At 45.9% G+C, this 25,930-nt stretch carries 29 protein-coding genes and 2 pseudogenes; 11 read left to right on the forward strand and 20 right to left on the reverse strand.

The window, feature by feature from the left end:
• Positions 1 to 5: 5 nt before the first annotated feature.
• The 6 genes and pseudogenes from recD2 to VSQ62_RS22950 form a co-directional block, all read right to left on the reverse strand.
• Complete coding sequence (recD2, locus tag VSQ62_RS22925; protein ID WP_334637060.1) at positions 6 to 2,627, reverse strand: SF1B family DNA helicase RecD2; 2,622 nt, start codon at positions 2,625 to 2,627, stop codon at positions 6 to 8.
• A 182-nt stretch (positions 2,628 to 2,809) separates the two neighbouring features.
• Positions 2,810 to 3,043 (reverse strand): macro domain-containing protein, encoded by a 234-nt coding sequence (locus VSQ62_RS22930; RefSeq protein ID WP_297183975.1) that lies wholly within the window; start codon positions 3,041 to 3,043, stop codon positions 2,810 to 2,812.
• A 39-nt stretch (positions 3,044 to 3,082) separates the two neighbouring features.
• Positions 3,083 to 3,323 (reverse strand): annotated as a pseudogene (locus VSQ62_RS22935) (DUF188 domain-containing protein); the annotation flags it as partial.
• A 490-nt stretch (positions 3,324 to 3,813) separates the two neighbouring features.
• Complete coding sequence (locus VSQ62_RS22940; protein WP_334637061.1) at positions 3,814 to 3,963, reverse strand: hypothetical protein; 150 nt, start codon at positions 3,961 to 3,963, stop codon at positions 3,814 to 3,816.
• Between the two features lie 137 nt (positions 3,964 to 4,100).
• Positions 4,101 to 4,244 carry a hypothetical protein gene (locus VSQ62_RS22945; RefSeq protein WP_334637063.1) on the reverse strand — a complete coding sequence of 48 codons (144 nt, stop codon included), beginning with the start codon at positions 4,242 to 4,244 and terminating at the stop codon, positions 4,101 to 4,103.
• Between the two features lie 114 nt (positions 4,245 to 4,358).
• Positions 4,359 to 5,276: a hypothetical protein gene (locus VSQ62_RS22950; RefSeq protein ID WP_334637064.1), complete on the reverse strand. Its 918-nt coding sequence runs from the start codon at positions 5,274 to 5,276 to the stop codon at positions 4,359 to 4,361.
• Positions 5,277 to 5,830: 554 nt separating this feature from the next.
• Here VSQ62_RS22950 and VSQ62_RS22955 point away from each other — a divergent pair.
• A pseudogene (locus VSQ62_RS22955) lies at positions 5,831 to 6,810 on the forward strand (transposase); the annotation flags it as partial.
• Between the two features lie 319 nt (positions 6,811 to 7,129).
• Here VSQ62_RS22955 and VSQ62_RS22960 read toward each other — a convergent pair.
• The 10 genes from VSQ62_RS22960 to VSQ62_RS23005 form a co-directional block, all read right to left on the reverse strand.
• Complete coding sequence (locus VSQ62_RS22960; RefSeq protein WP_022742284.1) at positions 7,130 to 7,249, reverse strand: putative holin-like toxin; 120 nt, start codon at positions 7,247 to 7,249, stop codon at positions 7,130 to 7,132.
• A gap of 500 nt (positions 7,250 to 7,749) precedes the next feature.
• Positions 7,750 to 8,220, reverse strand: a complete 471-nt coding sequence (locus VSQ62_RS22965) for a GNAT family N-acetyltransferase (protein WP_120393853.1) — start codon at positions 8,218 to 8,220, stop codon at positions 7,750 to 7,752.
• 23 nt (positions 8,221 to 8,243) lie between these two features.
• Complete coding sequence (locus VSQ62_RS22970) at positions 8,244 to 8,948, reverse strand: hypothetical protein (RefSeq protein WP_334637065.1); 705 nt, start codon at positions 8,946 to 8,948, stop codon at positions 8,244 to 8,246.
• A 39-nt stretch (positions 8,949 to 8,987) separates the two neighbouring features.
• Positions 8,988 to 9,488: a GNAT family N-acetyltransferase gene (locus VSQ62_RS22975; RefSeq protein WP_334637067.1), complete on the reverse strand. Its 501-nt coding sequence runs from the start codon at positions 9,486 to 9,488 to the stop codon at positions 8,988 to 8,990.
• A gap of 137 nt (positions 9,489 to 9,625) precedes the next feature.
• Positions 9,626 to 10,003: a TnpV protein gene (locus tag VSQ62_RS22980; RefSeq protein ID WP_120409994.1), complete on the reverse strand. Its 378-nt coding sequence runs from the start codon at positions 10,001 to 10,003 to the stop codon at positions 9,626 to 9,628.
• 8 nt (positions 10,004 to 10,011) lie between these two features.
• The gene (locus tag VSQ62_RS22985) at positions 10,012 to 11,169 is read right to left on the reverse strand and encodes a plasmid recombination protein (RefSeq protein WP_120409993.1); all 1,158 of its coding nucleotides are present in this window, start codon (positions 11,167 to 11,169) and stop codon (positions 10,012 to 10,014) included.
• 319 nt (positions 11,170 to 11,488) lie between these two features.
• Positions 11,489 to 12,586, reverse strand: a complete 1,098-nt coding sequence (locus VSQ62_RS22990) for an AAA family ATPase (protein WP_334637068.1) — start codon at positions 12,584 to 12,586, stop codon at positions 11,489 to 11,491.
• Positions 12,576 to 12,911 (reverse strand): plasmid mobilization protein, encoded by a 336-nt coding sequence (locus VSQ62_RS22995; protein ID WP_334637069.1) that lies wholly within the window; start codon positions 12,909 to 12,911, stop codon positions 12,576 to 12,578. Before VSQ62_RS22995 ends, VSQ62_RS22990 begins: the two co-directional genes overlap by 11 nt.
• 1 nt (position 12,912) lies before the next feature.
• A complete protein-coding gene (locus VSQ62_RS23000) occupies positions 12,913 to 13,992 on the reverse strand; it encodes a site-specific integrase (protein ID WP_334637070.1) in 1,080 nt (359 codons plus the stop codon).
• Positions 13,993 to 14,181, reverse strand: a complete 189-nt coding sequence (locus VSQ62_RS23005) for a helix-turn-helix transcriptional regulator (RefSeq protein WP_120393860.1) — start codon at positions 14,179 to 14,181, stop codon at positions 13,993 to 13,995.
• Between the two features lie 174 nt (positions 14,182 to 14,355).
• Here VSQ62_RS23005 and VSQ62_RS23010 point away from each other — a divergent pair, with 174 nt between their 5' ends.
• Both VSQ62_RS23010 and VSQ62_RS23015 read left to right on the forward strand, forming a co-directional pair.
• A complete protein-coding gene (locus VSQ62_RS23010) occupies positions 14,356 to 14,853 on the forward strand; it encodes a helix-turn-helix domain-containing protein (RefSeq protein WP_334637071.1) in 498 nt (165 codons plus the stop codon).
• A 150-nt stretch (positions 14,854 to 15,003) separates the two neighbouring features.
• Positions 15,004 to 15,534 carry a hypothetical protein gene (locus VSQ62_RS23015; protein ID WP_334637072.1) on the forward strand — a complete coding sequence of 177 codons (531 nt, stop codon included), beginning with the start codon at positions 15,004 to 15,006 and terminating at the stop codon, positions 15,532 to 15,534.
• Positions 15,535 to 15,712: 178 nt separating this feature from the next.
• Here the strand turns inward: VSQ62_RS23015 and VSQ62_RS23020 are convergent, their stop codons facing one another.
• The 4 genes from VSQ62_RS23020 to VSQ62_RS32530 all read right to left on the reverse strand — a co-directional run bounded on the left by VSQ62_RS23020 (position 15,713) and on the right by VSQ62_RS32530 (position 18,797).
• Positions 15,713 to 16,027 carry a DUF6618 family protein gene (locus VSQ62_RS23020; RefSeq protein ID WP_016217795.1) on the reverse strand — a complete coding sequence of 105 codons (315 nt, stop codon included), beginning with the start codon at positions 16,025 to 16,027 and terminating at the stop codon, positions 15,713 to 15,715.
• 12 nt (positions 16,028 to 16,039) lie between these two features.
• Positions 16,040 to 16,846: an ExeA family protein gene (locus VSQ62_RS23025; protein WP_120397164.1), complete on the reverse strand. Its 807-nt coding sequence runs from the start codon at positions 16,844 to 16,846 to the stop codon at positions 16,040 to 16,042.
• Complete coding sequence (locus VSQ62_RS23030; protein ID WP_300870027.1) at positions 16,846 to 18,114, reverse strand: DDE-type integrase/transposase/recombinase; 1,269 nt, start codon at positions 18,112 to 18,114, stop codon at positions 16,846 to 16,848. The genes VSQ62_RS23025 and VSQ62_RS23030 overlap by 1 nt, the downstream gene beginning before the upstream one ends.
• An 89-nt stretch (positions 18,115 to 18,203) precedes the next feature.
• Positions 18,204 to 18,797 carry a DUF6431 domain-containing protein gene (locus VSQ62_RS32530; RefSeq protein ID WP_350339911.1) on the reverse strand — a complete coding sequence of 198 codons (594 nt, stop codon included), beginning with the start codon at positions 18,795 to 18,797 and terminating at the stop codon, positions 18,204 to 18,206.
• A 278-nt stretch (positions 18,798 to 19,075) separates the two neighbouring features.
• Here VSQ62_RS32530 and VSQ62_RS23040 point away from each other — a divergent pair, with 278 nt between their 5' ends.
• From VSQ62_RS23040 to VSQ62_RS23075, 8 genes are all read left to right on the forward strand, one after another.
• Positions 19,076 to 20,110: an IS1634 family transposase gene (locus VSQ62_RS23040; protein ID WP_334637073.1), complete on the forward strand. Its 1,035-nt coding sequence runs from the start codon at positions 19,076 to 19,078 to the stop codon at positions 20,108 to 20,110.
• A 554-nt stretch (positions 20,111 to 20,664) separates the two neighbouring features.
• Positions 20,665 to 21,582, forward strand: coding sequence for a DUF6017 domain-containing protein (locus tag VSQ62_RS23045; RefSeq protein WP_334637074.1), 918 nt, complete (start codon positions 20,665 to 20,667; stop codon positions 21,580 to 21,582).
• Between the two features lie 2 nt (positions 21,583 to 21,584).
• On the forward strand, positions 21,585 to 21,815 hold the full coding sequence (locus tag VSQ62_RS23050; RefSeq protein ID WP_334637755.1) for a DUF5348 domain-containing protein: 231 nt from the start codon (positions 21,585 to 21,587) through the stop codon (positions 21,813 to 21,815).
• Positions 21,816 to 21,878: 63 nt separating this feature from the next.
• Positions 21,879 to 22,355 carry a PcfB family protein gene (locus VSQ62_RS23055; RefSeq protein ID WP_334637076.1) on the forward strand — a complete coding sequence of 159 codons (477 nt, stop codon included), beginning with the start codon at positions 21,879 to 21,881 and terminating at the stop codon, positions 22,353 to 22,355.
• Positions 22,352 to 24,145 carry a VirD4-like conjugal transfer protein, CD1115 family gene (locus tag VSQ62_RS23060; protein WP_334637078.1) on the forward strand — a complete coding sequence of 598 codons (1,794 nt, stop codon included), beginning with the start codon at positions 22,352 to 22,354 and terminating at the stop codon, positions 24,143 to 24,145. The genes VSQ62_RS23055 and VSQ62_RS23060 overlap by 4 nt, the downstream gene beginning before the upstream one ends.
• Positions 24,132 to 24,302 carry a hypothetical protein gene (locus tag VSQ62_RS23065; RefSeq protein ID WP_300826707.1) on the forward strand — a complete coding sequence of 57 codons (171 nt, stop codon included), beginning with the start codon at positions 24,132 to 24,134 and terminating at the stop codon, positions 24,300 to 24,302. The genes VSQ62_RS23060 and VSQ62_RS23065 overlap by 14 nt, the downstream gene beginning before the upstream one ends.
• A gap of 489 nt (positions 24,303 to 24,791) precedes the next feature.
• Positions 24,792 to 25,007: a Maff2 family mobile element protein gene (locus tag VSQ62_RS23070; protein WP_034222622.1), complete on the forward strand. Its 216-nt coding sequence runs from the start codon at positions 24,792 to 24,794 to the stop codon at positions 25,005 to 25,007.
• Between the two features lie 19 nt (positions 25,008 to 25,026).
• Positions 25,027 to 25,896: a VirB6/TrbL-like conjugal transfer protein, CD1112 family gene (locus VSQ62_RS23075; protein WP_016286614.1), complete on the forward strand. Its 870-nt coding sequence runs from the start codon at positions 25,027 to 25,029 to the stop codon at positions 25,894 to 25,896.
• The last annotated feature ends 34 nt before the right edge of the window (positions 25,897 to 25,930 follow it).

Here is a 25,930-nt window from a genome sequence, read left to right on the forward strand (position 1 = left end):
TATTTTTATTGCGCCCTCTGCCTGTCTATCCACTGTAAAATAACATCTACTACATAATCCTGCTCCTGTGCGGTCAATTCCCTGCCTTTAGGGATATTGTGCCATTTCTCCAGACATCCTCTGCAACAGGTAGCTGTCGCATGCTGGGCAACAAACACCGGATGTCCTCTCATCGGCGTCTGCTTTCCATCATTCTGCGGTTCAGAAGGAGCCAGCCGCTTTTCTACGAAATCGTGTGCATGGCGACGTATGGTATCCATTCCCTTGTCAGCAATATATGCCCTGTCATTGGCATTTAAGGAAAAACTGCTCCGAAACCTGGAACATGCCAGCCGTTCGAATAGATCGCCCCCATAACCGGCTGGTTCCTCCGCAATTCTCATTGGCTGCACATGGTTCTTATAGATCATCGTCTTTGGTTTCTTTTCCAGCTGACTTTCATTTTCACCATTTAACTGCCGCCTCAAAATATCTGCCTCTGCAGTCTTTGACTCTGTGCTTCCATCCATCAGACGTTTGGCAAGCTTCGTATTTCTTGCGGCGGTAGTCTCATTTTTTATGGCGTAGCTGACCGCCTTTTTCTCCCCGATCAGCACCAGGATCTTCTTTGCCCTAGTGACCCCTGTGTACAGCAGATTTCTCTGCAGCATCACAAAATGGCTCATGGTAAAAGGCATCACCACAATCGGATACTCGCTTCCCTGCGCCTTATGGATCGTGGTCGCATAGGCCAGTACCAGTTCATCCAGCTCGCTGACATCATAGAGAACCTCCCGGCCTTCATAATCTACCGTCAGCTCCCGTTCCTCCATGTCAACTTTACAAATGGTTCCGATATCGCCGTTAAAAACTTCTTTATCGTAATTGTTACGGATCTGCATGACCTTATCATGGAGCCGGTACTGCGTGCCGCCCCTGCGGAGGAAGATTTTGGACGGATTCATGGTTTCCTGCAGCACCTGGTTTAAATTAGCCGCCCCGCAGATCCCCCTCTGCATCGGCGTAAGCACCTGGATATCCCGAAAGGCGTCCACATGATAATAGCGTGGCAGATTCTCCGTACAGAACTTAATCAGCGTATCCACCACTTCCTCATTGGTCTCTCTCCCGGCAAAAAAGAAATCCGAATCCTTTCCGCCGCGCATATCAATGGGTTCACCCCTGTTGATCCGATGGGCATTCATGATGATCCTGCTTCCCTGCGCCTGCCTGAATATCCTGGCCAGCCGTACAACCGGAATCCGGTCCGAGGCGATGATATCCTTCAGGACATTTCCCGCCCCCACGCTTGGAAGCTGGTCCGTATCGCCCACCATAATCAATGTCATATGTTCCGGAAGCGCTTTAAGGAGATTGTACATAAGCATCACATCAATCATAGAACACTCGTCCAGTATCAGGACATCACCCTCCAGAGGATTTTCTTCATTCTTCTGATATCCTTCCGGAGGTTTATATTCCAACAGCCGGTGAATCGTTTTCGCTTCCATCCCGGTTGTTTCAGACATCCGTTTCGCCGCTCTTCCGGTAGGCGCCGCCAGAATGATCCTGCATCCGGCCATCCGGTAGGCGGAAATAATCCCCATAGTTGTCGTCGTCTTCCCGGTTCCCGGACCGCCGGTCAGAACCATTACTTTTGATGAAACCGCTGTACGGATCGCTTCCAGCTGGATCTCATCATATGTAATATCCGATTGCCTGCGAACCTCGGATATAACTGCCTGCACATCCATTTTCATCCTGCGTTCGGAAATCAACAGTTTGACCAGCCTCTTGGCACACCCGGTCTCAGAAAAGAAAAAGGGCGGCAGATAAATGGCTTCTTCATCCCTGATCACATCCTCGGTGCGGAGCATTTCATCCAGTGTGATCGTAAGCTCCGGGGGATCCACTTCCAAAAGTTCCACCGCCTTTTTAATCAGCTGTTCCCTGTCCCCATAACAGTGCCCGTCTTCTGCCAGCTTGTTTAATGTATAGAACAGTCCGCTCCGCAACCGGATAAAGCGTCCCTTTTCAATCCCCAGTTTTTCGGCGATCATATCCGCAGTCTTAAATCCGATTCCCCAGATGTCGTCTGCCAGGCGGTAAGGATTCTCCTGTACCACGCTGATACTGTCGCTTCCGTAGGTTTTAAAAATCTTTGTGGCATGGGTAGTATTCACCTCATGGCTCTGCAGAAAGAGCATGATATTCTTGATCTCCTTCTGCTCCTGCCAGCTCTTCTTAATCCGTTCTACGCGGATCTTCCCTATCCCTTCCACCGTAATGAGTTCATCCGGCGTATCCTCAATCACATCCAGCGTATCCTTTCCGAACTTCTGGACGATCCGCTTTGCAAACTTCGGTCCGACGCCTTTAATTAATCCGGAACCTAAGTATTTCTCAATTCCATAGACCGTCGCTGGGAGAGTCTCTTCAAACTTCTCTACGGAAAACTGCCTGCCGTATTTGGCATCCATCTTCCAGAACCCCTCCAGAGAAAGAACGGAGCCAACATGTGTATCTGGCATGATTCCGACAACAGTGACCAGGTCGTTATAATTCTTAGCCGCCACCTTTAATACGGTGTAACCATTTTCTGTATTCGTATAAGTAATCCTTTCAACTACGCATCGCAGGTGTTCCATAGTGTTCTCCTTTAGTTTAGGCTGTCATCCATATAGAAAAGGCCTTATTCCTGATTTACTTCCGCGGGCAACGAGCCAAGCGGGCATGCTTGTATGCACATTTGGCGACTGCCGCGAGAGTTGCTAAGTGCCAGCGGCACTTGTTCAGCAACGACCGGAACGGAGTGTAGACCAAAGCCTCGTCAGTTTGCTGTGGAGGCTTTGGCTTCGTAAATTACGTGGTCATAGGCACGGTGCGTATCCGCGTCAAACAGTACGAAACGTACAATATCCATATCATCCGGATGCCGGATACAGAACTCTTTCACCGTCTTTACAGCTATCGCTGCCGCCTGGTCTACGGGATAGCTGTAAATGCCTGTGGAAATGGACGGAAATGCAATCGTCCGGATACCGTTTTCAACAGCCGTCTGCAAAGAATTCCTTCCATTTAATCAATCATCAAATTCCTTGTGTCTTTTCATCTTCCGTTCCATCAGCATGCGGTCGATATTCCCATCCGTGTACCATTTTCCGCTCTGATGGATTCCATATGCACCTTTTCCCAAAGTCATGGCAGCCACCCTATAATCCTGCGTCACCGCCAGATCTCCCTTCTGACATAGGCCAACCAGTGCAAAATCCGCGGCATCTGCACCGGTTCCAATCACCTTGACGTATTCCATATTTCTCTGCCAAATGCTCCACAATCGGAATAACCGGGCAGGCATCAGCCTATCCGTATCTTCATAGAAACAGTCTCCATTACTCTTGATTTAATATCACTATCTTAACACAAGTGCCAAGACTTTTCTATATACTGAATTTCAAAGAATAGCATTCCTGATCTGTACGTTTGATACATTTCTGAGCCATGAAAGCTCACCTCTTCCTAATCTATTTGGAGTAAGCGTGCATAGAGCAATCGAATGATTTGATAGTCAACATGCCCTGATGCAAAAACCGGGAAATGGGGAAATGCTTCTCCAGTTAAAGAGATTATCGCACAGATTTCGAGACTTGTAAAAACGCTAGTACATCATTGCATTAATCTTGAAGTAATAGTGCTTGATATTCGTGTCAGCTGTGCGTCTACGAACCGACGGTGTAGCGGGCTACATCTAGGTTCGTAGGCGTGCAGATGGCATGGATAGCAAGCGCTTATTACTCAAGAATTAATGCAATGATGTACTAGATTATTCATCGCTTACATATTGCTGCAGGAATACCCCCATTTCAGCCTGTTCCCCGATTCATCAAGCGGATAAACGTCTGCACCCTCCCAAGTAAAATCATCAAGATTTGCATTGACATAAGCTCTTTCTTCAAGGATGAAATCTGCCAGCAAAGCAGCCATAATGTGCATAGCTTCCTCGTTTTCGTGAAGCGTTTTAAATGTGCCGATACTGCTTGTACGCTTTTTATCATCCTCAAAATATTCTATCCACAGATCCAGATGAATCCCCTCGCTGCCTCCATAGGCAAGATTACTTTTCAGGTCAATTCATAGGTTTTAATCGGAACCGGGCGGTAGGCTCCCAATCCATAATCTAAAATATCCGGCAACTTGCCTTTTTCTTTCAGGATACCCTTAATCTTGTCAAACAGTTCTTTCGTTGTCATTGGTTTTTTCAACATTGAAATTCTCCTTTTAGATAAAATTTTCCACGCAAAAAGGGAAGTATCTCCATCTTTTACGGAAATACTTCCCTCTGCTTAAAAACTTTTTATTGTTACATCAAATTCATTAACTTATACAAGCTGCTTTCCATACTGTTCCAAATACGCCTGTGCCCGCTTTAAAGGCAGCCCAATGATTTTTTCTTGCAGCTTTTTCAAAATTTCTGAATCATCAAGACCAACTTCCTGCCCCATTTCAATAATCGTCCTTATCTTAATCTTATCAGATTCCGTTTCAATAATGGTTCCACCCATAATATTCACCAGCCTTTCTTCATTTTTATTGCCATTCGTGATATGTGTAATGATAGTGTTTACAAATCCTTTCAGGTCTATCAGTTCATCATCTGATAATTCCCCCGCCTGATGCAGACTCACCATTTCATCCCTGAAATATGTCAGCTCCTCTACCACTTTTTCAATGTCACCTTCTGATGCAATTTCTTTCTCATATCTCGCAATGTAAAATGGGATGTAAGGAAACAACCGCTTTTCAACAATCTTTTCTTTTGTAAAATCCTCTAAGATTACATTGTCTGTTTGATAGTCCACTGTCTGCCCGTCTGGAAAGGTAAAGGTAATCGTTGTTGTTTTCGGCGTCCTGTCCGTCCTCTTGACATAAATAACTGAAAATCTCGGCATTGGAATTGTTGCATGACCAATATCCCATGTTGCAAACTGTCTGGCTACGATAAAAGCATACTCCGCAATCCTGATCGCCATAGAGCCGTCATCATAGCTTTGGCATTCCAGAAGATAAATTTCGCTACCTATTCTGATTAGGAAATCTGAAACCTGTTCCTCTATTTCCTTGCTGCCGTCCACCGTTTCGTTTTCCGTCAAATAACCCTCCGAGGGTAAAATCTCCACTTTTACATCTTTGGGGTAATTCCTACCGAACACATCATTGATGACGGAGACGAACAATCTTTTGTGTTTCATCTTCATCGTCTTAAATACATTGTCATAATCCGGTGTCTTTTTCTGCATATGCATCTTCCTTTCCTTATTCATATTATACCCATATGGCAGCCGAAACGCAATCAGTTTTCCAGCAGTCCTTCCACAGAAAAGAAAGAATACTCCGCTTTTGTCCACACAGTATTTTCCATCTTCGTCTATGCGGCAGTTTTCTGATATATCCCACCTGTAAAATGTACCTGTTTTTTCCGCAAAGCCCTGCTATTAACTGTATTTGTTTAATATTTATGCAAATACACACCTGTTTTTACATCAATTACATCATTTATTATGGCTTGCTGATTTTCTGTTGCCAAAATGTTGCCAGATGAGTTGAAAAAAGTTACGTTAAAAGAAATACACTGGCTGTGTGACGGATTATCCCTGGAGCCCAAGGGAGCTTTTAAGGAGCACCATCCCAAGATTGTCATCTAGCCAAAAACGGAGTCTGTCAATTCGCAAAAAGCTGAAAATCTTAGGATTTTCAGCAATTTTCCTCTGTTTTTCTGACGCATTTCCCCTCGAAAACAGCACGGTTTTATGGTATTCTTTTCTTAGCTTAAAACAATCAGGAGCACCGGACTATGGAACCACTTTTTTCTAAGAAACAATTACAGGAAATGAGTAAAGAAAATATGATCACATTGCTTACAACCATGCAGGCGCATCAGCAAAAGCAGGAAACTAAGATCCAGCTCCTGACGGAAAAAGTCAAAGACCCCGCTGCAGTCGCCAAATGTGCATGCAAGCATGCCCGCTTGGCTCGTTGCTCGCGGGAATGAAGGAGCTGGAGTTCATGAATGCGCTGCTTTCTGACAGGCTGGCGCTTGCCCAGCGGAAACAGTTTGGTGCCTCCAGTGAAAAGTACGCGGATGGATATACGCAGATGGATCTGTTCAATGAAGCAGAGCAGGAAGCGGATCCGAATGCAGCGGAACCGGAAATGGAAGAGATCCATCCGAAATCTTACAAACGCAAAAAACCTGCTGGAAAAAAGGAAGAAGATCTTTCTTCTTTTGAGACGACAGAGGTGATCGAACATAAGCTGGAAGGGCAAGAACGGTTCTGCCCGGAATGCGGGACGAAATACAAAGTAGTGACGACAGAGAAAGTAAAATATCTGAAATTTATACCGGCCCGTTTCGAAGTCGTAGAAGAGGTCACATATATTTACAGCTGTCCAAAATGCGGAAAAATGCAGCGGCCAGAGAAGGCCCAGGCACTTATGAAAGGGAGTGTCGCCACACCATCCCTGGTTGCAGGTATCATGAATGCCAAATATGTAAATGGGATGCCGCTTGCACGCCAGGAGCGGGAATTCGCGCGGTATGATCTGAATCTGTCAACCAAAACGATGGCAAACTGGATCATCCTGTGTGCCGGGCGGTATCTCCAGCCGGTCTATGACCTGATGAAGGAGGAATTCCTTTGCAGTAGGTATGTCCATAGCGATGAGACACGGATCCAGGTCATAGACGAACCGGGGCAGAAAGGTACGACGCAGAATTGGATGTGGGTATATCTTACGGATGAGAACAGCGGATCTCCGAGAATGGTATCATTCAGCTTAATCAGCAAATATTGGACTTCCTTAATCTAAAGATTGGAATGGAACTATTGTCTATCCGAAGCAGTGATATAGCTTTTACAATGGGTGCAACCGGTCCTCTATTGGAAAGAGCCGATAATTATGAGGGGGAAATCAAAATTTACTGAACAATATCTACAGATTTTAGCAGAAATCCCTTGAAACATTTCACATTCAATGGTATTATAACAATACAAAGGGAAAGCACCCACTCCAAAGTGGATGCTCCGAGTTTAGGTTAATGATTGTCCTTACGGACACCGCCTATCCTGTGGATCAGACAGGGTAGGCATTTTTATTTTCGCTTGTTGTTTCTCTTATCGAGAAAGGCAAGCAACGCAACAATTAAGCTACCAAAGGACATCAGCAATGCTAATATTCCAATGAAAATCGAAATGATTTCAAAAGCTGTCATCGGCGCCACCTCCCTTCCTATGTATTCCGGCACGCCGGTTTTCATAAACTCGGGAGGCTACCACCCTGTCATGGGTACTTTCCGTAGATGTATTGTAACACGAAGATATATGAATGGCAATTAGTTCTTTAAATTTGTTTGCAGGTATCACGATACCCGCCCGAAATCCAGTATTCATCAAATAATTAGAGCCATTTTAGAGCCAACAAGTAAAAAGCAATCCCGGAAACGCCCATTTTATCAGCATTTCCGGGATTTTATCCGCTACTCGAACTCGACTTTTCCTAACTAATTTTGCTTAGGATTTATTCTCTGTCGAGTATGTAAATCTTTTGATTATTTGATATGTCCATATTATCCTGCCTATATGAGCTAATGTTATCATTTTGTTATCGGTGTTGATAACACCAACTCTGTAACTGCGGATAATAGCTATATGCTATGGCTTAGATTATAAGCGATTTTGTTAAGAAATGCAATAGTCAAAAACCACTACTTTATCATAATTTGCAAATCATTATGTATTCTTCTTTGTTCTCGTCAACCACTTCAAATCCTGCTTTTCTATACATTTTGACTGCATAATTCGCTTTCTGCACAGATAGAGATGTCTGCTTATATCCTTTCACTTTTAGAAGTTGCAACATAGCTCCCATAAGTGCTGTACCAATACCCAAATTTCTGTATTCCTCATACAGTGATATGGCAAATGAGGGCGTTTTGTCATCAATATGCCCGTAATCGTTCATAATACGCACCCATACTGCACCCACAATCTGCTCTTTTGTTTCCACAACCAAGCACCAATCGTCTGCTTTTCCAAAATCTTTAATATATGCTTGTAACTCTGGCTGTTTGATAATAGATTTTAGCGGCTTATCCATGCCCTCTGGAATAAAAATTGCTTCATACAAAAAATCAGATAATATTGGATATTCATTTTTTCTAATTTCCCGAATTTTATAATCCATATCTTTTTAAAACCTCATTATTCCTAAATCACATCTCTATTTCTTATAATCAATAATTTATTATCTCCCTTTTGGAACTCATATTCTGTCTTAACAATTTCCACATTATAATCCCTTTGGAAGTAATCTATTACGTTTTTAATTAAGTCTGTCTTATTTGCATCCAAATCTACAATCGGGAAAATTCTAATTTCTTTGCATACTCTAAGCATTTCTGTCATTGATGCTATATGAAAATTATATCCTAATGATGTATACATTAGCAGGAAGTGAGAACTCAACCCAATATCAAAGTAATCTGCTCCATAGGGTAATTTATCAGGCAGTTCATGGAATACATAACGTCTCTCTGCTTTTCCCTTCTCATAATCAGACAAAAATTTTCTCATAGCAGACATACGGGTACTTTCAAGTTCTTCTAAACTTTTAATGTTCTTCCACACATAGTTATCCATATTTTCCCGCATTTGCTGCATTATTGTAGTTCGGACTTCCCCAATACGTTTTTCTATATCTTCTTTCGAAAACTGATATATCAAATCAAACGAAATAACACTTCCATTTCTTTCAGTCATCTCATAATTAAAACAGGCTGGACCATCGCCAAACCCTGCAATTTTTTTTGACATATCATTATCATCTAAACGGAACATCAATTTGTATTCTTCCATATTTCTGCCCCAAGGTACAACGCCATCTAACTTAAATACTATTTTCTTTTCCTCCATAATTCCCGGTTTCCCAGTATGAAAAAACGTAACTTGTAGCTAAAAACACTTTTCCATCAAAAAGAATTTTCCTTTTCGCCAGTCAACATAGCCAACTTCCGAATAACCTAAAGAATTATATAGCCTTAATGCAAATGGATTATTAGAGAATACATCTAATCGAATAACATGAATACCCATTTCCGTTAATTGCTTTTCAATATATAATAGCGTAGATTTAGCAATTCCTCTATTCTGAAAAGTCGGATTCACACAAAGTCTATGTACGATATAAAATGGCTTATCTTTATATTTCCACTTGCCGTTTTCATATTCTTTATCACATTTTTGGTTTAAGGTATATACAACCGCTATTTGACCATTCACTGAACCAACATAGAGTTGACTTTTATCAACATCTTCCTGAAAATCTTCTTTAGTAGGATACAAATCATCCCATTGAAAAATATTATCTCGCTCCATAGCATCTATAGCAGTGCGAATTATACTGTATATTTCTTCAATATCATTTGGAGTTGCGTTTCTATATTTTAGTATCATTACTTTTTCCTCGCAAATTCTAATTTCTCATTCTAATTATTTTAAGTATACACGAATTTGTAAGATTTTTCAATTCCCCGAACTATTTTTGCTTAATTGAACGGCACTCCCACATATTGCAGGAGTGCCGCTTATCACTACGAATAGATAAACTCGCTCTCCACAACTTCCCTCACACAAACCCGAATATTATTCATTTTTTGAACCCATAAAAGCTGGTTTTCTGCCTTTAATTGCTCCGTTACTCCATGCTTGCCGGCATACTCCTTTACCAGCCGAAAAAACATATCCTCTGCCTGTTCATCTATGCTTGCAAGGTATTCATTCAGCCTGCCGCTTGTCAGCAGATTGAGATAAACGAACTGTTTATGCTCTTTAAGATACCGTAAATGCCGCTGTCCCCAAATACCAATCAGCTTTTCTTCTTCGGGAGGTAATGCAAGCTCTGGGAGGTAATAGTCGTCTTGCCTTGCATACCAGAGACCGTTATTTTCGTCATAAATCCTATTTTCCATAGTGTTTCCTACCTTTCTTCTTTGCTGTTTTTAAAGCGTTTTTCACGCTGTTTTGATTTTTGTGCTGCTTTTGCCTGCTCTAAAAGGCTGTCTATCTGCTTACTCCCAAATGTCTTACGGAGCAGCTTATAATCTTTGTTTTCCGCACGGAGGTTTTCATTTTCCCCTGCCAGTTTCTCATTGGTTTTCCTTAACCCTTCATTTTCACGGTGGAGATTGCTATTTGTGGCATTCAGCCGATAGTAGCCGTCCCACGCTTCAAAGCACCTTATAAGAGCCGTTCTAACAAGTGATTTCAGCTTTTGCACCAAAGGCTCTGCCACTTTGTTTCTATATGACTTCGCAGACATGAATCCCTGCGGCTCTGCCAACTGGTACTCTGGAGAAGTGTCAAGCGCCTGTTCCAGAGTTTTTAGGTTTTCCATTCCTTTGTCGTAATTCGCCACCCTGTCCGACAATACTTGGAATTCCTCTTTTTTCTCCGAAATCTGCCCCTCAAGCTGGACGACCTCTTTTTCCCGCTCCTGCTTTTTATAATCAAGGACAGACAAATGTTTCTCATGTGTCCCTTTATGCTCCCATTCAATGCCATGCCGCCCCATCACAGCGGCAAGGCTCTCTTTTTCGGACTGTACCCACTGGCTCCACTCCGTATCGCCACGGGAACCGCCTTTGAATCCCTGCGCCGCCAACGCCTGTTTCAAAGATACCCTTGTATCAAGCCCACGCTTACTGCCAGTCGTGAACGGAACAAAGTCAATGTGTAAATGCGGCGTTGCTTCATCCATATGGATATGAGCGGAAAATACATAAAGATTAGGGTTTCGCTCTTGGAATCCATGATAATATTCATCTAAAATCTGCCTTGCAAGCTGTCCGTTTTCACTTCCTGCGCCCATATTTTCCTTATCCCCAATCTGCAAAATCAGCTCATGGAACGGCTTTTCCTGCTTTGAGTTCCGTATCTTCTCGTAATAATCGGCAATGCGGCGGTCTGCCCTTGTCTGTTTCTCGTTATATCTCTGTAATGCTTCATCAAATAGCTTATGATATACTTTCTTGATATTCTCATTACAGTAATCTACATTGAGGTGGGAGCGTTCAGCATCCACATTTTCAGCCTTGAATTTACGGCTGTTATGGTTGACCGAGCCTTTCCCCACCATTGCGCTAATCGTCCGTCTTATAAAATCACACCCTTTCTTTTCGGCTGGTAGGCTTTGTTACTTTCCCGAAAGTAACGCAAAAGCACTTTTGTCGGCTTCGCCAACAAAAATGCAACCTGCAAGCAGGTTTTGCGCTCTCCGAGGGGTGAGCGTGTGCCAGTGGCACACAAGCTGCGAACCGACCGAGTCGGCAGACGAGACAGGGCGGCTTTTTGTAAAAAGCCCCCTGCACCCCGCAAAAACTTTATCCGTGACGGTTTGCGTCGATGTGACGGTTATTTCCGTACCGCACCCCACTCCTAAAAATACCGTCACACCGTCACATATCGTCACGCTCCCCACGGTACAGCTTTATCATACGCCCCTCGTGACACCGTTCACGTTTATAGAAGATGCCGTATTCGTTGAGTAAACGTCCCGACAGGACATTCAGTTTCCGTGCAAGGCTATTCGGCTGTAACCCTGTTTCCAGCCAAGCCGCAAGCTCCGTCGCCGTCCCCTTCCACAAGGAGCAATCGACAGTAATTCTTTTATCTATTTCCTCAAGTAAAGGCTCTGGCGGCTCTTTCCAAGGTTCTGTTTCTGCCTTTTGAAAATCCCATAACAATGTTTCGGGATTGCGGAGAAGATAGAGTTTCTGCTCTTGCTGGTCTCTGCCCGACACTTCAAGCGTGGCGGCGTTGCCGATGCGTTTTTCTTTCTGCAGCAGGAACGCACCGTCAGCCGCACCGAGCAAGCCAGTAGTTCCCGAAATCATATCGAACTTATCATCAGAACCCTGCTTTCTGGTATGATGGACAATCAAGATACAGATGCCATAGCTGTCTGCAAACTGTTTCAGCCTTGTAATAACCTCATAGTCATTTGCGTAACTGTAATTGTCCCCGCCGACTTCACGCACCTTTTGGAGGGTGTCAATGATAATCAGTCTTGTGTCTGTATGCTGTTTCATAAATTCCTGCAACTGTTCATCCAAACCATTGCCAAGATTCCCCGCCGAAACAGAAAAGAATAAATTGTCTGCCCCGTCCGTGCCAAACATACGGTACAGCCTTTCCTGCAGGCGGCGGTAATCATCTTCAAGGGCAAGGTACAAGACCGTTCCTTTTCGGACGGGATATTCCCACAGCGGCACTCCCATACTGGTATGGTACGCAATCTGCGCTATAAGAAAGCTCTTGCCGACTTTTGGCGCGCCTGCGAAAAGATAAGTGCCAGGGTAGAGCAGACCGTCAATCAAAGGCGGCTTGCTCGGATATACAGAATCATACAATTCAGCCATAGATACAGTTTCAAGAGCTTCGCTATTGTTTTTCGGCGGGTAATTGGTTATACTGTTATTGTTTACATTAGGCGGTTGTTCCGTATCTGCGCCAACAGATACATTCGGGGCAGCCGTTTCTTTTTTATTCGCCATCTTCACTTTCTCCTTTCAGACCGCCGAGAATAACAGCAATCAGTTCGATTGTGTCAAGCAGTTCTTCATTTACGCCCCCGCCCGCTTCAATCCTCTGTAATTCTGCAAGGACGGCGGCAAGTTCATTGCGGAGTGCCTTATATACCCTCGGATTGCCCTGCACCACCACGTCTTGGCACAAAAGCCGCCTTGTGATATAGTCCTGCTTGGTAAGCCCCGAAAGCCGCACCACTTTGTCAATCTGCTCATTTTCTTCGGGAGATACCCGAAAGGCGACGGTCTTGTTCCTCCAACGGTTGCAGTTGTCTAAATTCTTTGCCGACATATCAAAAATCCCCCTTTCCCAAATCATCAAGCCTGTCCGCCATTTCCGCCTGCTTTGACGGAAATAAATGTGCATAACGGTAAGTGATTTCAATGCTCTCATGCCCTACTCGGTCAGCAATCGCCACCGCCGAGAATCCCATGTCAATCAATAAGCTGATGTGGCTGTGGCGCAAATCGTGAATCCGTATGCGCTTTACCCCTGCGGCTTTTGCGCCCCTGTCCATCTCGTGATGGAGATAGCTCTTTGTTACCGTGAAAATGCGGTCTTTCTTCTTTAAGCCATACAGCATACCGACATACTCCTGCATTTCCTCGCAGAGAAACTTTGGCATCTTGATTGTGCGGTTGCTCTTTTTCGTTTTCGGAGAGGTAATCACGTCCTCCCCATGCAGGCGTTGGTAAGATTTGTTAATCGTGACCGTTTCCTTATCAAAATTGAAATCAGCGGCGGTCAAGGCTAATAATTCTCCCTCTCGGATCCCGCACCAGTAGAGCATTTCAAAGGCGTAAAAGGAAACTGGCTTGTCCATCATTTCATCCGCAAACCTCTTATATTCCTCTTTTGTCCAGAACAGCATTTCTTTGTGTTCCTCGCTCCCCATGTTCCCCGCCTTTGCCGCAGGGTTGGAGCGGAGGTCATAATAGCGCACTGCATGGTTAAATATTGCTGAAAGCTGGTTGTGAACTGTTTTCAGATACGTTTGCGAATAGGGATTGCGTTTTTCATCACGGTAGGCAAGCAGTTCATTTTGCCATGCAATAATTTCCTTTGTGCCAATCTCGCTAATCTTCATCTTACCAAAGTAAGGAAGAATCTTCGTCCGAATGATATGCTCCTTTGTCAGCCAAGTGTTTTCTTTCAGTCGGTTCTTGACATCATTCGCATAAAGCTCCGTAAAGGCTTCAAAGTCCATGTCAAGGTCAGCAGAATTTTGTAGCTGGAACTTGCGCTCCCACTCCTGCGCTTCACGCTTTGTGGCAAATCCACGCTTACACTTCTGTTTCCGTTCCCCTTTCCAGTTCACATACCGAGCCATCACATACCATGTGCCGTTGCCCTCATTCTTAAATACTGGCATTTACTCCATCCCCTTTCCTGCCCCATAGAGCCTTTCTTGAAAATACTGGCGGTTTACTCTCCCTGCAATCGTGATAAATCCCTGCTCCTTCAGCTCGTCATTCAATTTCTTGATGAGCTTGTAAGCGTAAGGCTTCGATACGGAAAGCTCTTGCGCCACCTCGTCCACACGTATAAATTTGTTGTCCATACAACCTCTCCTTTCTCTTTCTAAGCATTTTTGCTTAACTCATAATACTAAACATTTTTGCTACTGTCAATAGGTTTGCAAAAAATATTAAACTTTTTTGTTTTATTTTTATTGACTTGTTCTAAACATATATGCTATACTCCTTATAAACATACGAACAAGGAGTGAAACATTATGGCGATTGGCGAAAGAATACATTTTTTCCGTATCATGCGGGGCATGACACAGAAATATCTTGGTATGCTTGTCGGATTTCCCGAAAAATCGGCAGATGTGCGTCTGGCACAGTACGAAACTGGCTCACGCAAGCCAAAGGCAGACTTAACGGCTGCACTGGCACAGGCTCTGGGCGTTGCGCCGCAGGCTTTGGACATACCCGACATTGACAGCTACATCGGGCTTATGCACACCTTATTTACCCTTGAGGACATTTACGGTCTTACCGTCAGTGAATCAGACGGTGAAATCTGCTTAAAAGTCAGCAAAGACAAAAATAAGGATGCCGCCGAACTGCTGAAAATGCTCTGCGCTTGGAAAGAGCAGGCGGACAAACTCTCTGTAGAGGAAATCAGCAGGGAAGATTACGACCAGTGGCGGTACAATTATCCGAAGTTTGACACCACGCAGCATTGGGCGAAATCTCCCTCTGATGAATTGAGCAATACATCCTAATCTCCCGAAAAAATTATACACAGATTGACTGTATGATAGTATGAATCCATTGAAAATACGGGGTTTTTAGGCGCTCCCTCTTTACAAATATGTGTATAAGTTTTATAATATAAGTGAAAATATTATACACATATTTAAAGGAGCAACGGCATGTCATCACTTGTTTACGTCAAAAATCCAAATGGTAAAACCTATGTTTACAGCAACACTTCAATTTATGATAAGGAAACTAAAAAAGTCAAACATATCCGCAAGAGCATTGGGCATCTGGATCCAGTAACAGGTGAAGTGGTTCCCAACCGCAGGAAAGGCGATGCTGCCCGTAAAAGGGCTCAAACGGAAGAACCTGCTGGCCGCTGTGTTGTGAAAAATACCGGCATACAGTCCCTTTTGGATAAAGCTGTTTCAGACATAGGGCTGATGGAACCGCTCAGTACAGTCTTTCCGGATGACTGGAGATGCATACTGACATGTGCGTATTACCTTGTCAGCGAAGGCGGGGCATTGCGCCACGTTGACCAGTGGCAGCGGATGTATCCATCACCGTGCCGTTCCCTGCTTGCAAGCCAGCGGGTGAGCGAACTCCTTGTAAGGATTACGCCCACACTGCAACAGGACTTTTTCAGCAGGTGGATTGATGTAAACAGCCAGAAGGATGTCTATTGTTGGACGGCGAATTGAGGGAGACATAAACGGCAAATTATTTTTCCAACCTTTTTCGCATTGACTGCGCAGTGCTGTCTACAAATGCATAATACCGCCGAAAATGCAGCACGCTGTTGGTATAGCTTTTCTTTCGAAATCGAAAGGCCATGAATCCCATTATGAGATCCATAGCCACATGATGTAGTTGGATTTTTTATTGTTTGTCAGCCAGAGTCGGCAGATAAGCCAAACCGGCAGCAACAGTTACGGCATCTACCTTCCGCATTAGATTGCTGATCCGCCCCTCATTCCAGAAAATATCAGAAAAATCGGATAGTTCACATCCCACATCATGGTTCGGGATGCACAGGTAGTTTCCGTATTTATGCACTCCGGCCAGGATGTGGAAGTATGTCCCCCGTCCATTCATCTCAGCTTCATACCATCCAGGCCGCCATCGCAGCAGGATAATCTCCCCTGTCCAGGTTTCTATGCGGGAACCATCCCTGAAAAAACATCTGTATTCCAAAAACAACACCCCCTATCCAAGATTCTGGCTGCTGACGGAGGCAAGTATGACTTCCGTGTCAATTGCTTTCTTCTCCATCTGTGCGCCAAGGGTAAGGGCATTTGTCATCAGGTTATCCACCAGACGCGGATTCCCCTGGGAATGGCTGTGGACAGCGGAAAGGGCGGCCTGCTCTATGATGGAGGCAGAGCCTCCCGCACAGGAGATCTTGTGGAGTACATACTGCGCCACTTCTGAATCTGTGAGCCCGGTAAAGTTGTAATGCACGGTGATCCTCTGGCGCAGGGCTTCGTGGACAGGCTTGCGCAGGGTATTGTTCAGGTGCGGTTCCCCGCACAGGATGAGCGTAAAGCAGTTCAGGGAGTCATAGCCGTAGTTCATGAGCATCTTAATGTCCTCCAGGATGCCTGTGGAGAGGTACTGGGCCTCGTCAACGGCCAGAAGAAGGGGCTGCTTCTTTTCCCGGTAAAGGTAGAGGATCTGCTCCTGTATGGCCCGGAACATCCCGGGTTTGCCGCCTCTAGGCTCTACTCCCAGTACAGAGCAGAGCTGGCGGTAGAACTCCATGACGCTTACGGTGGAAAGACAGATGTACTCCATATGGTAAAGGTTCGGGTTGAGCCCCTTTGCAAAACAGCGGAGTCCAAAAGACTTCCCCATGCCCGGGCGTGCCGTGAACAGACCAATGCCCCTGGTATCCTTGAGGTAATCCAGCCGGGAGAGCATCTCAGAGATGTCCCTGGAAAGGAAACGGTCTTTTTCCCGGGCCATCTGTTTGTCAAAAGGATTGAAAGACAATCCATAGTAAGAACGGAACATCAACAGCCACCCCCTAACTTTGAGTAGTCGATGCCAGGTGTATTGTTGCGCTTCGTCCTGCAGTTCTCATTCTTATCCGTAGGGCGGATGGGATAATGCACCCCTTCGTAAAGGATGAAGGCGGAGGACATGTCATCCGGGAGGAAGCGGATCTCCACTTTTGATGAGATAAACTGCATAGGGACGTCATAGGATACCTTGTCGATGGAGACGGTAGAATCCTTATTCACTTTCCTTGTAATGCGGTTCAGGAAACATTCCTCCAGCCATTCCCTGGACGCAGGTGTCCGTATGGAAGCGCGGGTCTGCTGGTAACGGGAAAGGGGTGTAGTGCCGATGCCGGAATGGAGGGAAGTATTATAGGAGCGCATGTAATCCTTAAGGAGTCCATTGAACTGTGCCAGGGAGCTTAAGGAATCCAGATCCAGGGTATAGAGCCAGGTTTCCTTGAGTGTCCGGAACTGGCGTTCTATCTTAGCCTTGGATGCGCCATCCCGGATTTTTGTATGTAAAAGGACCGTTCCGATGGAGCCGCAGATGAGGGAAAGCTGCCCGTTCGAGTAGCTGGAACCGTTATCGACATAGAGCTTAGAAGGGATTCCATGTGCAGCCACAGCATCCTTAAGCACTTTCTGGAAGTTATAAGCTGAGTCGTTATAGAAGAGCCCGCCGCCCACCAGGAACCGGGAATGGTCATCGATGATCAGGATGCAGTAGACCCGCCTGCGCAGGCCGTCTTCTGTGATATATGGAAGGTAACAGGTATCAGCCTGCCACATTTTCCCAAAGGCGTCCTCTTCAAAAGCCTTCCTGTCCCGCATGTTCGGGTTACGTGCCGATTTCAGGTCATGTTTCTTTACAAAACGCTGGACAGCACACACGCTGACAGAGGCAGGGATGAACGCCTCTTCCACAAGGTGGCGGTGGATCTGCGTGGAGTTAAGCCTTGGGAAAGCTTCCTTAAGCCGGTAGATCTCCTCGATGGCTGTATCCGTCAGGACCCGTGTGCCGCCCTTGTCGGAGCGTTCCCGGGGCATAAGTGCATCGATGCCGCCGTTCTGGTAGAGAGACACCCACTTGCTGATAGTCTTGGGGCTGTAGCGGAAGGCGGAACCATCAGGCAGGGTGAGCGGGTTCTCGGTGATGCGTTGGTAATAGGCATTTCTGGACGCATCAGGATAAAGGCCATGGATGACCGGTGCGATGAGGGCAAGCCGGAACTGTGCCATGGCGGCAGCGTCCGAAAGGTTCTTTTGTTTGTTGTCCATAAAAATATCCTCCTTAAATGGTTTTCTGCCATTATAAAGGAGTTCCCTCAGGGAGACCATGCCTGGTCGTGTGGTCGTGGAAAAGCAGTTCAGGGACCGAACACTTGTTGGCAGTAAGACGCCGGATTTTTATGGGACTGGAGGAAGGATTTTGCAAAACGGCGGACAAAGGCGGAAGCAAAATCAGAATAGGAGGGCTGGGAGAACAGTGTCTTCAGGAAGGAGAGGGAAGAGACTTCCATAGAGGAAAGTGCCCCGAGCCATTCTTCCTTCTGCACCAGGAAGAGTTCCAGAAAACGGTGCAGTTGGGAAAGGGTGATGGAGAAACGCCTGCAGAGGCCCTCTATAGTAGAGAGGTGCAGGAAATACTCTGCCAGGACACGGAGGATGAAGAACAGGCCGTAGCCGGAATAGGGGATGATGAAATCCGGGAGGATGGCATGGGTATGGCCGCAGGTGCAGATGAGGCGAAGGATGCAGAGGCTGTGTCGGACAGGGGCGCCATCTATGAAATCCACCAGGGAACGGTCATAATAGGCATGGATCTTGCAGCTGCCTGCTGCCCCACAGAAGGGACAGGTCTGCAGCTGGGGACGGAATCCAACCATGAAAGACTCAAATAGTGCTTTTGATGAAGTTTTTATATGGATCAGCTTGCAAAATAGGGAGTTTTCTCTTATCATAGTATATGTCGGTAGTGCCAAAGCCTCACGAGTGGGACATGATCCCGTATATGGCAGGCACGCTGGTGTGAGAGAAAGAACAAACTGTAGGAGGTTGGTGTTCTTTCTCTTTTTTTTGTTCCAAAAAAACTATATCGGAACAGGCAGGAATGGTCAAGAGGAAAATGCGCCGTTTCCTACAGCACGCTCTGATAGACAGTATTAAGAAGATGAGATTTTAATTCGATGTTTTTGTGCGGGAGATAGGAACTTTAGTTTGCTGGGCGACAGTCTATGCAATGGATATCACCAGTGTATCTTCCTATAGCGAACTGATCGACTTTATCCGCTGGGGATACAACCGTGACGGGGAAAAACTGCCACAGATCAACCTCCTTATGCTCACTGGTGTCACTTCCCATATGCCGCTGTATTACAGGATCATTCCCGGCAGCATTAAAGATGTGAACGCTCTGGAAGACAGCATAGCTAATATATCCGTTCTGGAGAGCCCAACATGCCATTTTGTCATGGACAAAGGCTTTTATAGTGAACCGAACCTTGACGCAATGTATGCCAGCCATAAAAAGTTCCTGATTGGAGTACCTTTTACTGTCGGTTTTGCCTGCAAGGCAGTGGAACACCACAGAGACAGCATCCGTTCCCATCATAATTACTGTACAGTCTTTGGGGATGGACTGTATGCGGTCACGGAATCTTCCAATTGGAAAGGGCATCGGTTCTATATCCACATCTACCACGATATTTTCAAGGCGGCGTCAGACGAACGGAATTTTGACCATACCCTGCACTGCTGTTATGAAGAACTTATGGCCGGCAGGCATGTAAAGGAGCATGCCTCTTATTATGATAAGTTCTTCTTGATCCATAAAACTCCTATAAGAGGCATCAGGGTGGATTACAATGAGGAAGCCATTAGCAAGCATAAAAGGAACCATATCGGCTGGTTCGTGCTTGTAAGTAATCACATTAAGGATACGACAAAAGCTCTTGAGGTGTACCGGAGCAAGGATGCTGTTGAGAAATGTTTCGATGATCTCAAAAATGATCTTGATATGAAACGTTTGCGTATCCATTCAGCGGCAGCTATGGAAGGCAGAATCTTCATACAGTTTATTGCACTTCTGATCACAACTCGTCTAAAGCAGGTGATGAATGAAGCCGGATGGTATAAAAATCATGATCTTCAAAAAGTAATAAGTGAAATGAAAACTGTCCGTAGTGTCAGTATAAATGGAACACGAAAAAAATACACAACGGAACTTACGCCATTTCAAAAAGACATATATGAGTTATATGGGCTGACACCTTAAACATGTGTATAATTTGAACGGGATTTTAGGATACATTAGTCGAAGCGTTCAAGGACAAACTAAAAACCGATTGACAAGCACGACAAAAAACGCCCTTAGCCATGAGTTTCTACCCACAGCTAAGGGCGTTTCTAATATGGATTTATACCAGCCATCCAAGCCACTTCTCAATCATTCCCCACCAACAAACCACTTGACAGTAAGAATAATCGCACTCAAACGACTGTTATCAATTTGTTATCAAAAGACCTTTCCAAAGCCCGCAAACCAGCATAAACACTGGGTTTACTAAGCATTTTTGTTTATTCGAACTCCAGACCGACAGTAACGGTTATAAGCAAAAATCGTTGATTTTAAGGCATTTTCAAAAAAGATTAGAACCTATAAACCACTATAAAAAAGAAAAATAATGCAATAAAAATGCAATGGAGTACATTCAGATTTGTTCAAATAACAACCCCAAATACCTAAGACCTCAATATCATTTTTAGATAGACGTTCAAACATGAGCGTCTATTTTTTTACCTTAAATTCAGACGAAAGGGGCTGATAACGTGGCAGTATTCCGGGTAGAGAAAAACCAGAATTACACGGTTATGTCAAACCACCACCTACGCAATGCTGACCTGTCCCTAAAATCAAAGGGGCTTCTTTCACAAATGTTATCCCTGCCCGAAGAATGGGACTACACCCTAAAAGGGCTTTCACAAATCAACCGTGAGGGAATAGACGCTATCCGGGAAGCCGTGCGGGAACTGGAACGGGCGGGCTATGTGACCCGTACCAGAGTGCGGAACGAAAAAGGGCAGCTAGGGGCGGCTGATTATGTGATACATGAATTTCCAGTGCCGCCTAAACCTATATTGAAAAATCCAACACTGGATAAGCCTGTATCGGAAAATCCAACATTGGAAAACCCTATGCAGGAAAATCCAACGCAATTAAATAAAGAACTATCAAGTAAAGAATTATCAAATACGGATTTATTAAATACCCATTCCATTCCTATCCTTTCCACTCCCTTACCAGAGGGGACGGCTGCGCCGGAACGGAAAGGAAACGGATATACAAACATGGACGCAGTACGGGCTTATGAGGAAGTCATAAAGGACAATATCGAGTACGCCTATCTGATACAGGACAAAAACATAGACAGGGGTATGCTTGATGAAATCGTGGCACTCATGCTTGAAACCGTCTGCACCCGCCGCAAAGTGGTACGGATTGCCGGGGACGACTACCCGGCAGAGCTTGTGAAGTCTAAGTTTATGAAACTGAACAGCAGCCATATCCAGTTTGTGATTGACTGTATGCACCAGAACACTACCAAGATACGCAACATCAAGAAGTACCTGCTTGCGGTTCTTTTCAACGCACCAAACACCATTGACAGCTATTACACCGCCCTTGTCGCACACGATATGGCAGGCGGCGTATTTTTATCACAGGACAAGGAGGACGACACATTATGAGCATGAAACAGGGCGCACTTGTTTACGACAAGGCAAGCGGACGCTATGACATTCGCTCCGGGCTTGATGAATATTACGGGGGCTTGCATTGCGGGCAGACCTTTGAAGTCTTTGACGGGGAACAGTGGCGGGCGACCCGCATTGAAATGAACCTGCACCAGAAATGGTACTTAGTCGGTATCAAGACGGACGTACTGGACGGATTGCAGGTAAGGAGCAAGCTCCACAGGTAAAGGGCGGCTGCCCTTTTCCCATGCCGCACCACACCAACCCAAGAAAGGAGGGATTGACCGCCCATGCAGGAACAAATCAACGAAAAGACCGTTGCTATCTCAATCAAGACGGCGAAGCTGACCGCCGAAGTCTTGCAGAAAGCCGTCAAAAAGCTGCTTGACGCAAGGAAGCACAAAGCACCAAAGGAATACAGGGGCAAGCAGACCCTAAAGCACCTTATGAAGCAGAACACAGGCGTTTCCAGTATGGAAATCACGGACGCTAATATTAAGGCGTTTGAACCTGTTGCCAAGAAATACGGGATTGATTACAGCCTAAAGAAAGTCAAGGGCGAAGAACCGCCCCGGTATCTTGTCTTTTTCAAGGGGCGGGACGTGGACGTTATGACGGAAGCCTTTAAGGAGTTTGCCGCCAAGAAGCTAAACCGGGAGAAAAAGCCGTCTATCCGCAAGGCGTTAGCCGCCTTTAAGGAAAAGGCAAAACAGATAAACCAGAACAGGGAGAAAGTAAAAAACAAGGACAGGGGGCGGGAATTATGAAACCGAACATCAAAAAGCTGCTTATCCTCAATGTGCCGTACCTGCTCTTTGTATGGCTCTTTATGAAAGCGGGCGAAGCGTTCCGGCTCTCTCCGGGGGCTGACCTCTCCGGGAAGCTGTTACACATCATGGAGGGCGTGGCAGCCGCTTTTGAAAAGCCATTGCCAAGCCTTAACGGGCAGGATTTTCTAATCGGCGTTGCCGGGGCGGTTATCCTGCGGATTGCCGTCTACATGAAAGGCAAAAACGCCAAGAAGTACCGCAAGGGCGTTGAGTACGGCTCTGCACGTTGGGGGAACGCAAAGGACATTGAACCCTACATTGACCCGGACTTTTACAACAACGTCCTGCTGACGCAGACGGAACGGCTTACCATGAACAGCCGCCCCAAAAGCCCCAAGTACGCAAGGAATAAAAACGTGCTTGTGATAGGCGGTTCGGGCAGCGGCAAGACCCGCTTTTTCGTCAAGCCGAACTTAATGCAAATGCACAGTTCATATTGCGTCACTGACCCAAAAGGCACAATCCTCATAGAGTGCGGGAAGCTGCTATACAAGGGCGGCTATAAGATAAAAGTGCTAAATACTATCAATTTCAAGAAGTCCATGCACTACAACCCCTTTGCGTACCTGCACAGCGAGAAAGACATATTGAAACTTGTCAACACAATCATGGTAAACACCAAAGGCGAGGGCGAAAAGTCGTCCGAGGACTTCTGGACGAAAGCGGAAAAGCTCTATTACACCGCACTAATCGGCTACATCTACTACGAAGCCCCGGAGGAAGAAAAGAACTTTACGACCCTGCTTGACATGATAAACGCAAGTGAAGCGAGGGAGGACGACGAGGACTTTAAGAACCCCGTGGATTTGATGTTTGACCGTCTGGAAGAAAAAGACCCGGAACACTTTGCCGTAAAGCAGTACCGCAAATATAAATTAGCGGCGGGCAAAACAGCGAAGTCGATTTTAATTAGCTGCGGCGCAAGGCTTTCCCCCTTTGACATTAAGGAGCTGCGGGAGCTTATGGAAACGGACGATTTGGAGCTTGACACGTTGGGGGACAGGAAAACCGCCCTCTTTGTCATTATCTCCGACACGGACGACACATTCAATTTCATTGTCGCCATGATGTATACGCAGCTTTTCAACCTCTTGTGCGACAAGGCAGATGATGTGTACGGCGGCAGGCTTCCCGTACACGTCCGCTGCCTGCTTGATGAAGTGGCGAATATCGGGCAGATACCCAAACTGGAAAAACTGATTGCCACCATACGAAGCCGGGAAATATCCGCCTGCCTTATCTTGCAGGCGCAGAGCCAGTTAAAAGCCATTTACAAGGACAACGCCGACACAATCACAGGGAATTGCGACACGACCCTTTTCTTAGGCGGCAAGGAGAAAACCACGCTCAAGGAAATGTCGGAGCTTTTGGGACGGGAAACCATAGATTTATACAACACTTCCGAGAACCGGGGAAAGGAAAAGACCTACGGGCTGAACTATCAGAAATTGGGAAAGGAGCTTATGAGCCAAGATGAAATAGCCGTCATGGACGGCGGCAAATGTATCTTGCAGGTAAGGGGCGCACGACCCTTTTTCAGTGACAAGTTCGATATAACCAAGCACCCAAGATATAAATTCCTCTCCGATTTTGACAAGAAGAATGAATTTGACATTGAGAAGTATCTAAAACGCCGCCCGGCAGTTATCAAGCCGGAAGAACCCTTTGACCTCTACGAGATTGACGGGGCAGATTTGCAGGAGGAAACAGACCATGAGCAGACGTAACACAAAGACAAAAGAAAATGACATTGAAAGATTTCTGATGAATGTTGCGGAAACCGCAGAAAACGCATTGCGGGAATACTGGGAGGAACGGGACGCAGAGAACCGCATTTATGCAACGGAATATGTCACACGCCGGGGGCTTATCCCGCAACAGTGACGGCAGATAAGCCGCCCTTTTGCATAGCAGCCGGGAGGATATGGGGGCAGGGGAAAAGGCGCAGGGAAAAGGGCTTTGCGTCATGGAAATGTGCATAACAGCCTATTCCGTCATGGAAAACGCCATTCACAGCACATGGAAAAGCAAAGTGCAGCTTTCCCACGTCCTGCAAACAGCGTTTCCCACAACTCCATGAGCAAGGCAGTTATACACATTCCCACAACGCCGGGCGGCTGCTGAAACTCCCCCTCTCCCCCATTCATTTATTTATAAAAACGGAGGTACATATCATCAAAAACGTAAACACCGGGTACATGGTTCGTGCGCCCACCAGAGGGGCGCACCACCCCTTTACAACTGAATACCGCCACGCCGCAGCACCTACGCAGCGTGGGGACAGCCGCCAAGAAAAGGGCGGCTTTTTTCATACCCAAAAACCAAAACAATTATTTTTCCAAGCCGCAGGAAGCGGCAGAAAGCGAGGGCTATATGGCATTTTTTAACAGCGCAGTAAACGTATTGCAGACACTTGTTATCGCATTGGGCGCAGGTCTGGGCGTATGGGGCGTTATCAATCTCTTAGAGGGTTACGGCAACGACAATCCGGGGGCGAAAAGTCAAGGCATGAAGCAGCTTATGGCGGGCGGCGGCGTTGCGCTTATCGGCACAACCTTAATCCCGCTGCTTTCCGGGCTGTTCGGATAATCCGGGGAGGTAGCCGCTTATGGAGAGCATATTTGAAGCCATTAACGAATGGCTAAAGGAGCTTTTAATCGGGGCGATTAACGGAAACCTGTCAAATATGTTCGGGGACGTGAACGAGAAAGTCGGCACGATAGCGGCGCAGGCAGGGCAGACCCCGCAGGGGTGGAATGGCGGCGTGTTTTCCATGATACAGAACCTTTCACAGACCGTCATTCTCCCCATTGCGGGGCTTGTCATTACTTATGTGCTATGCGTGGAACTAATCAGCATGGTTACGGACAAGAACAGCCTGCATGACATTGACACTTTCATGTTCTTCAAATATGTGTTCAAAGCGTGGGTAGCCGTCTACCTTGTTACCCACGTCTTTGACATTACTATGGCGGTCTTTGACGTGGGGCAGCATTTAGTCAACAGTGCGGCGGGCGTGATAAGCTCCGACACCGCTATTGACGTGGAAAGCACCCTTGCCGCCATGACCGCCAACATGGAAACAATGGAAGTCCCCGAACTGCTTTTGCTTGTAATGGAAACCGCCCTTGTTAGTATGTGCATGAAGATTATGTCCGTACTGATTACGGTTATCCTTTACGGAAGAATGATTGAGATATATTTGACCTGCTCCGTTGCCCCTATCCCCTTTGCCACCATGACTAACAGGGAATGGGGAAGCATTGGGAACAACTACCTCAAAGGCTTGTTCGCATTGGGCGTACAGGGCTTTTTTATCATGGTATGCGTTGGGATTTATGCCGTGCTTGTGAATGAAATGGTTATCGCTTCCAACCTGCACAGTGCCATTTTCAGCATAGCCGCCTACACCGTGATACTCTGCTTTTCCCTCTTTAAGACGGGAAGCCTTGCAAAGAGCATTTTCCACGCACATTAGATTTCAGACAACGCCCCATGCGGGCAGAAAGGAG

Source organism: Sporofaciens sp. JLR.KK001 (genome assembly GCF_036941055.1).
Taxonomy (GTDB): domain Bacteria; phylum Bacillota; class Clostridia; order Lachnospirales; family Lachnospiraceae; genus Sporofaciens.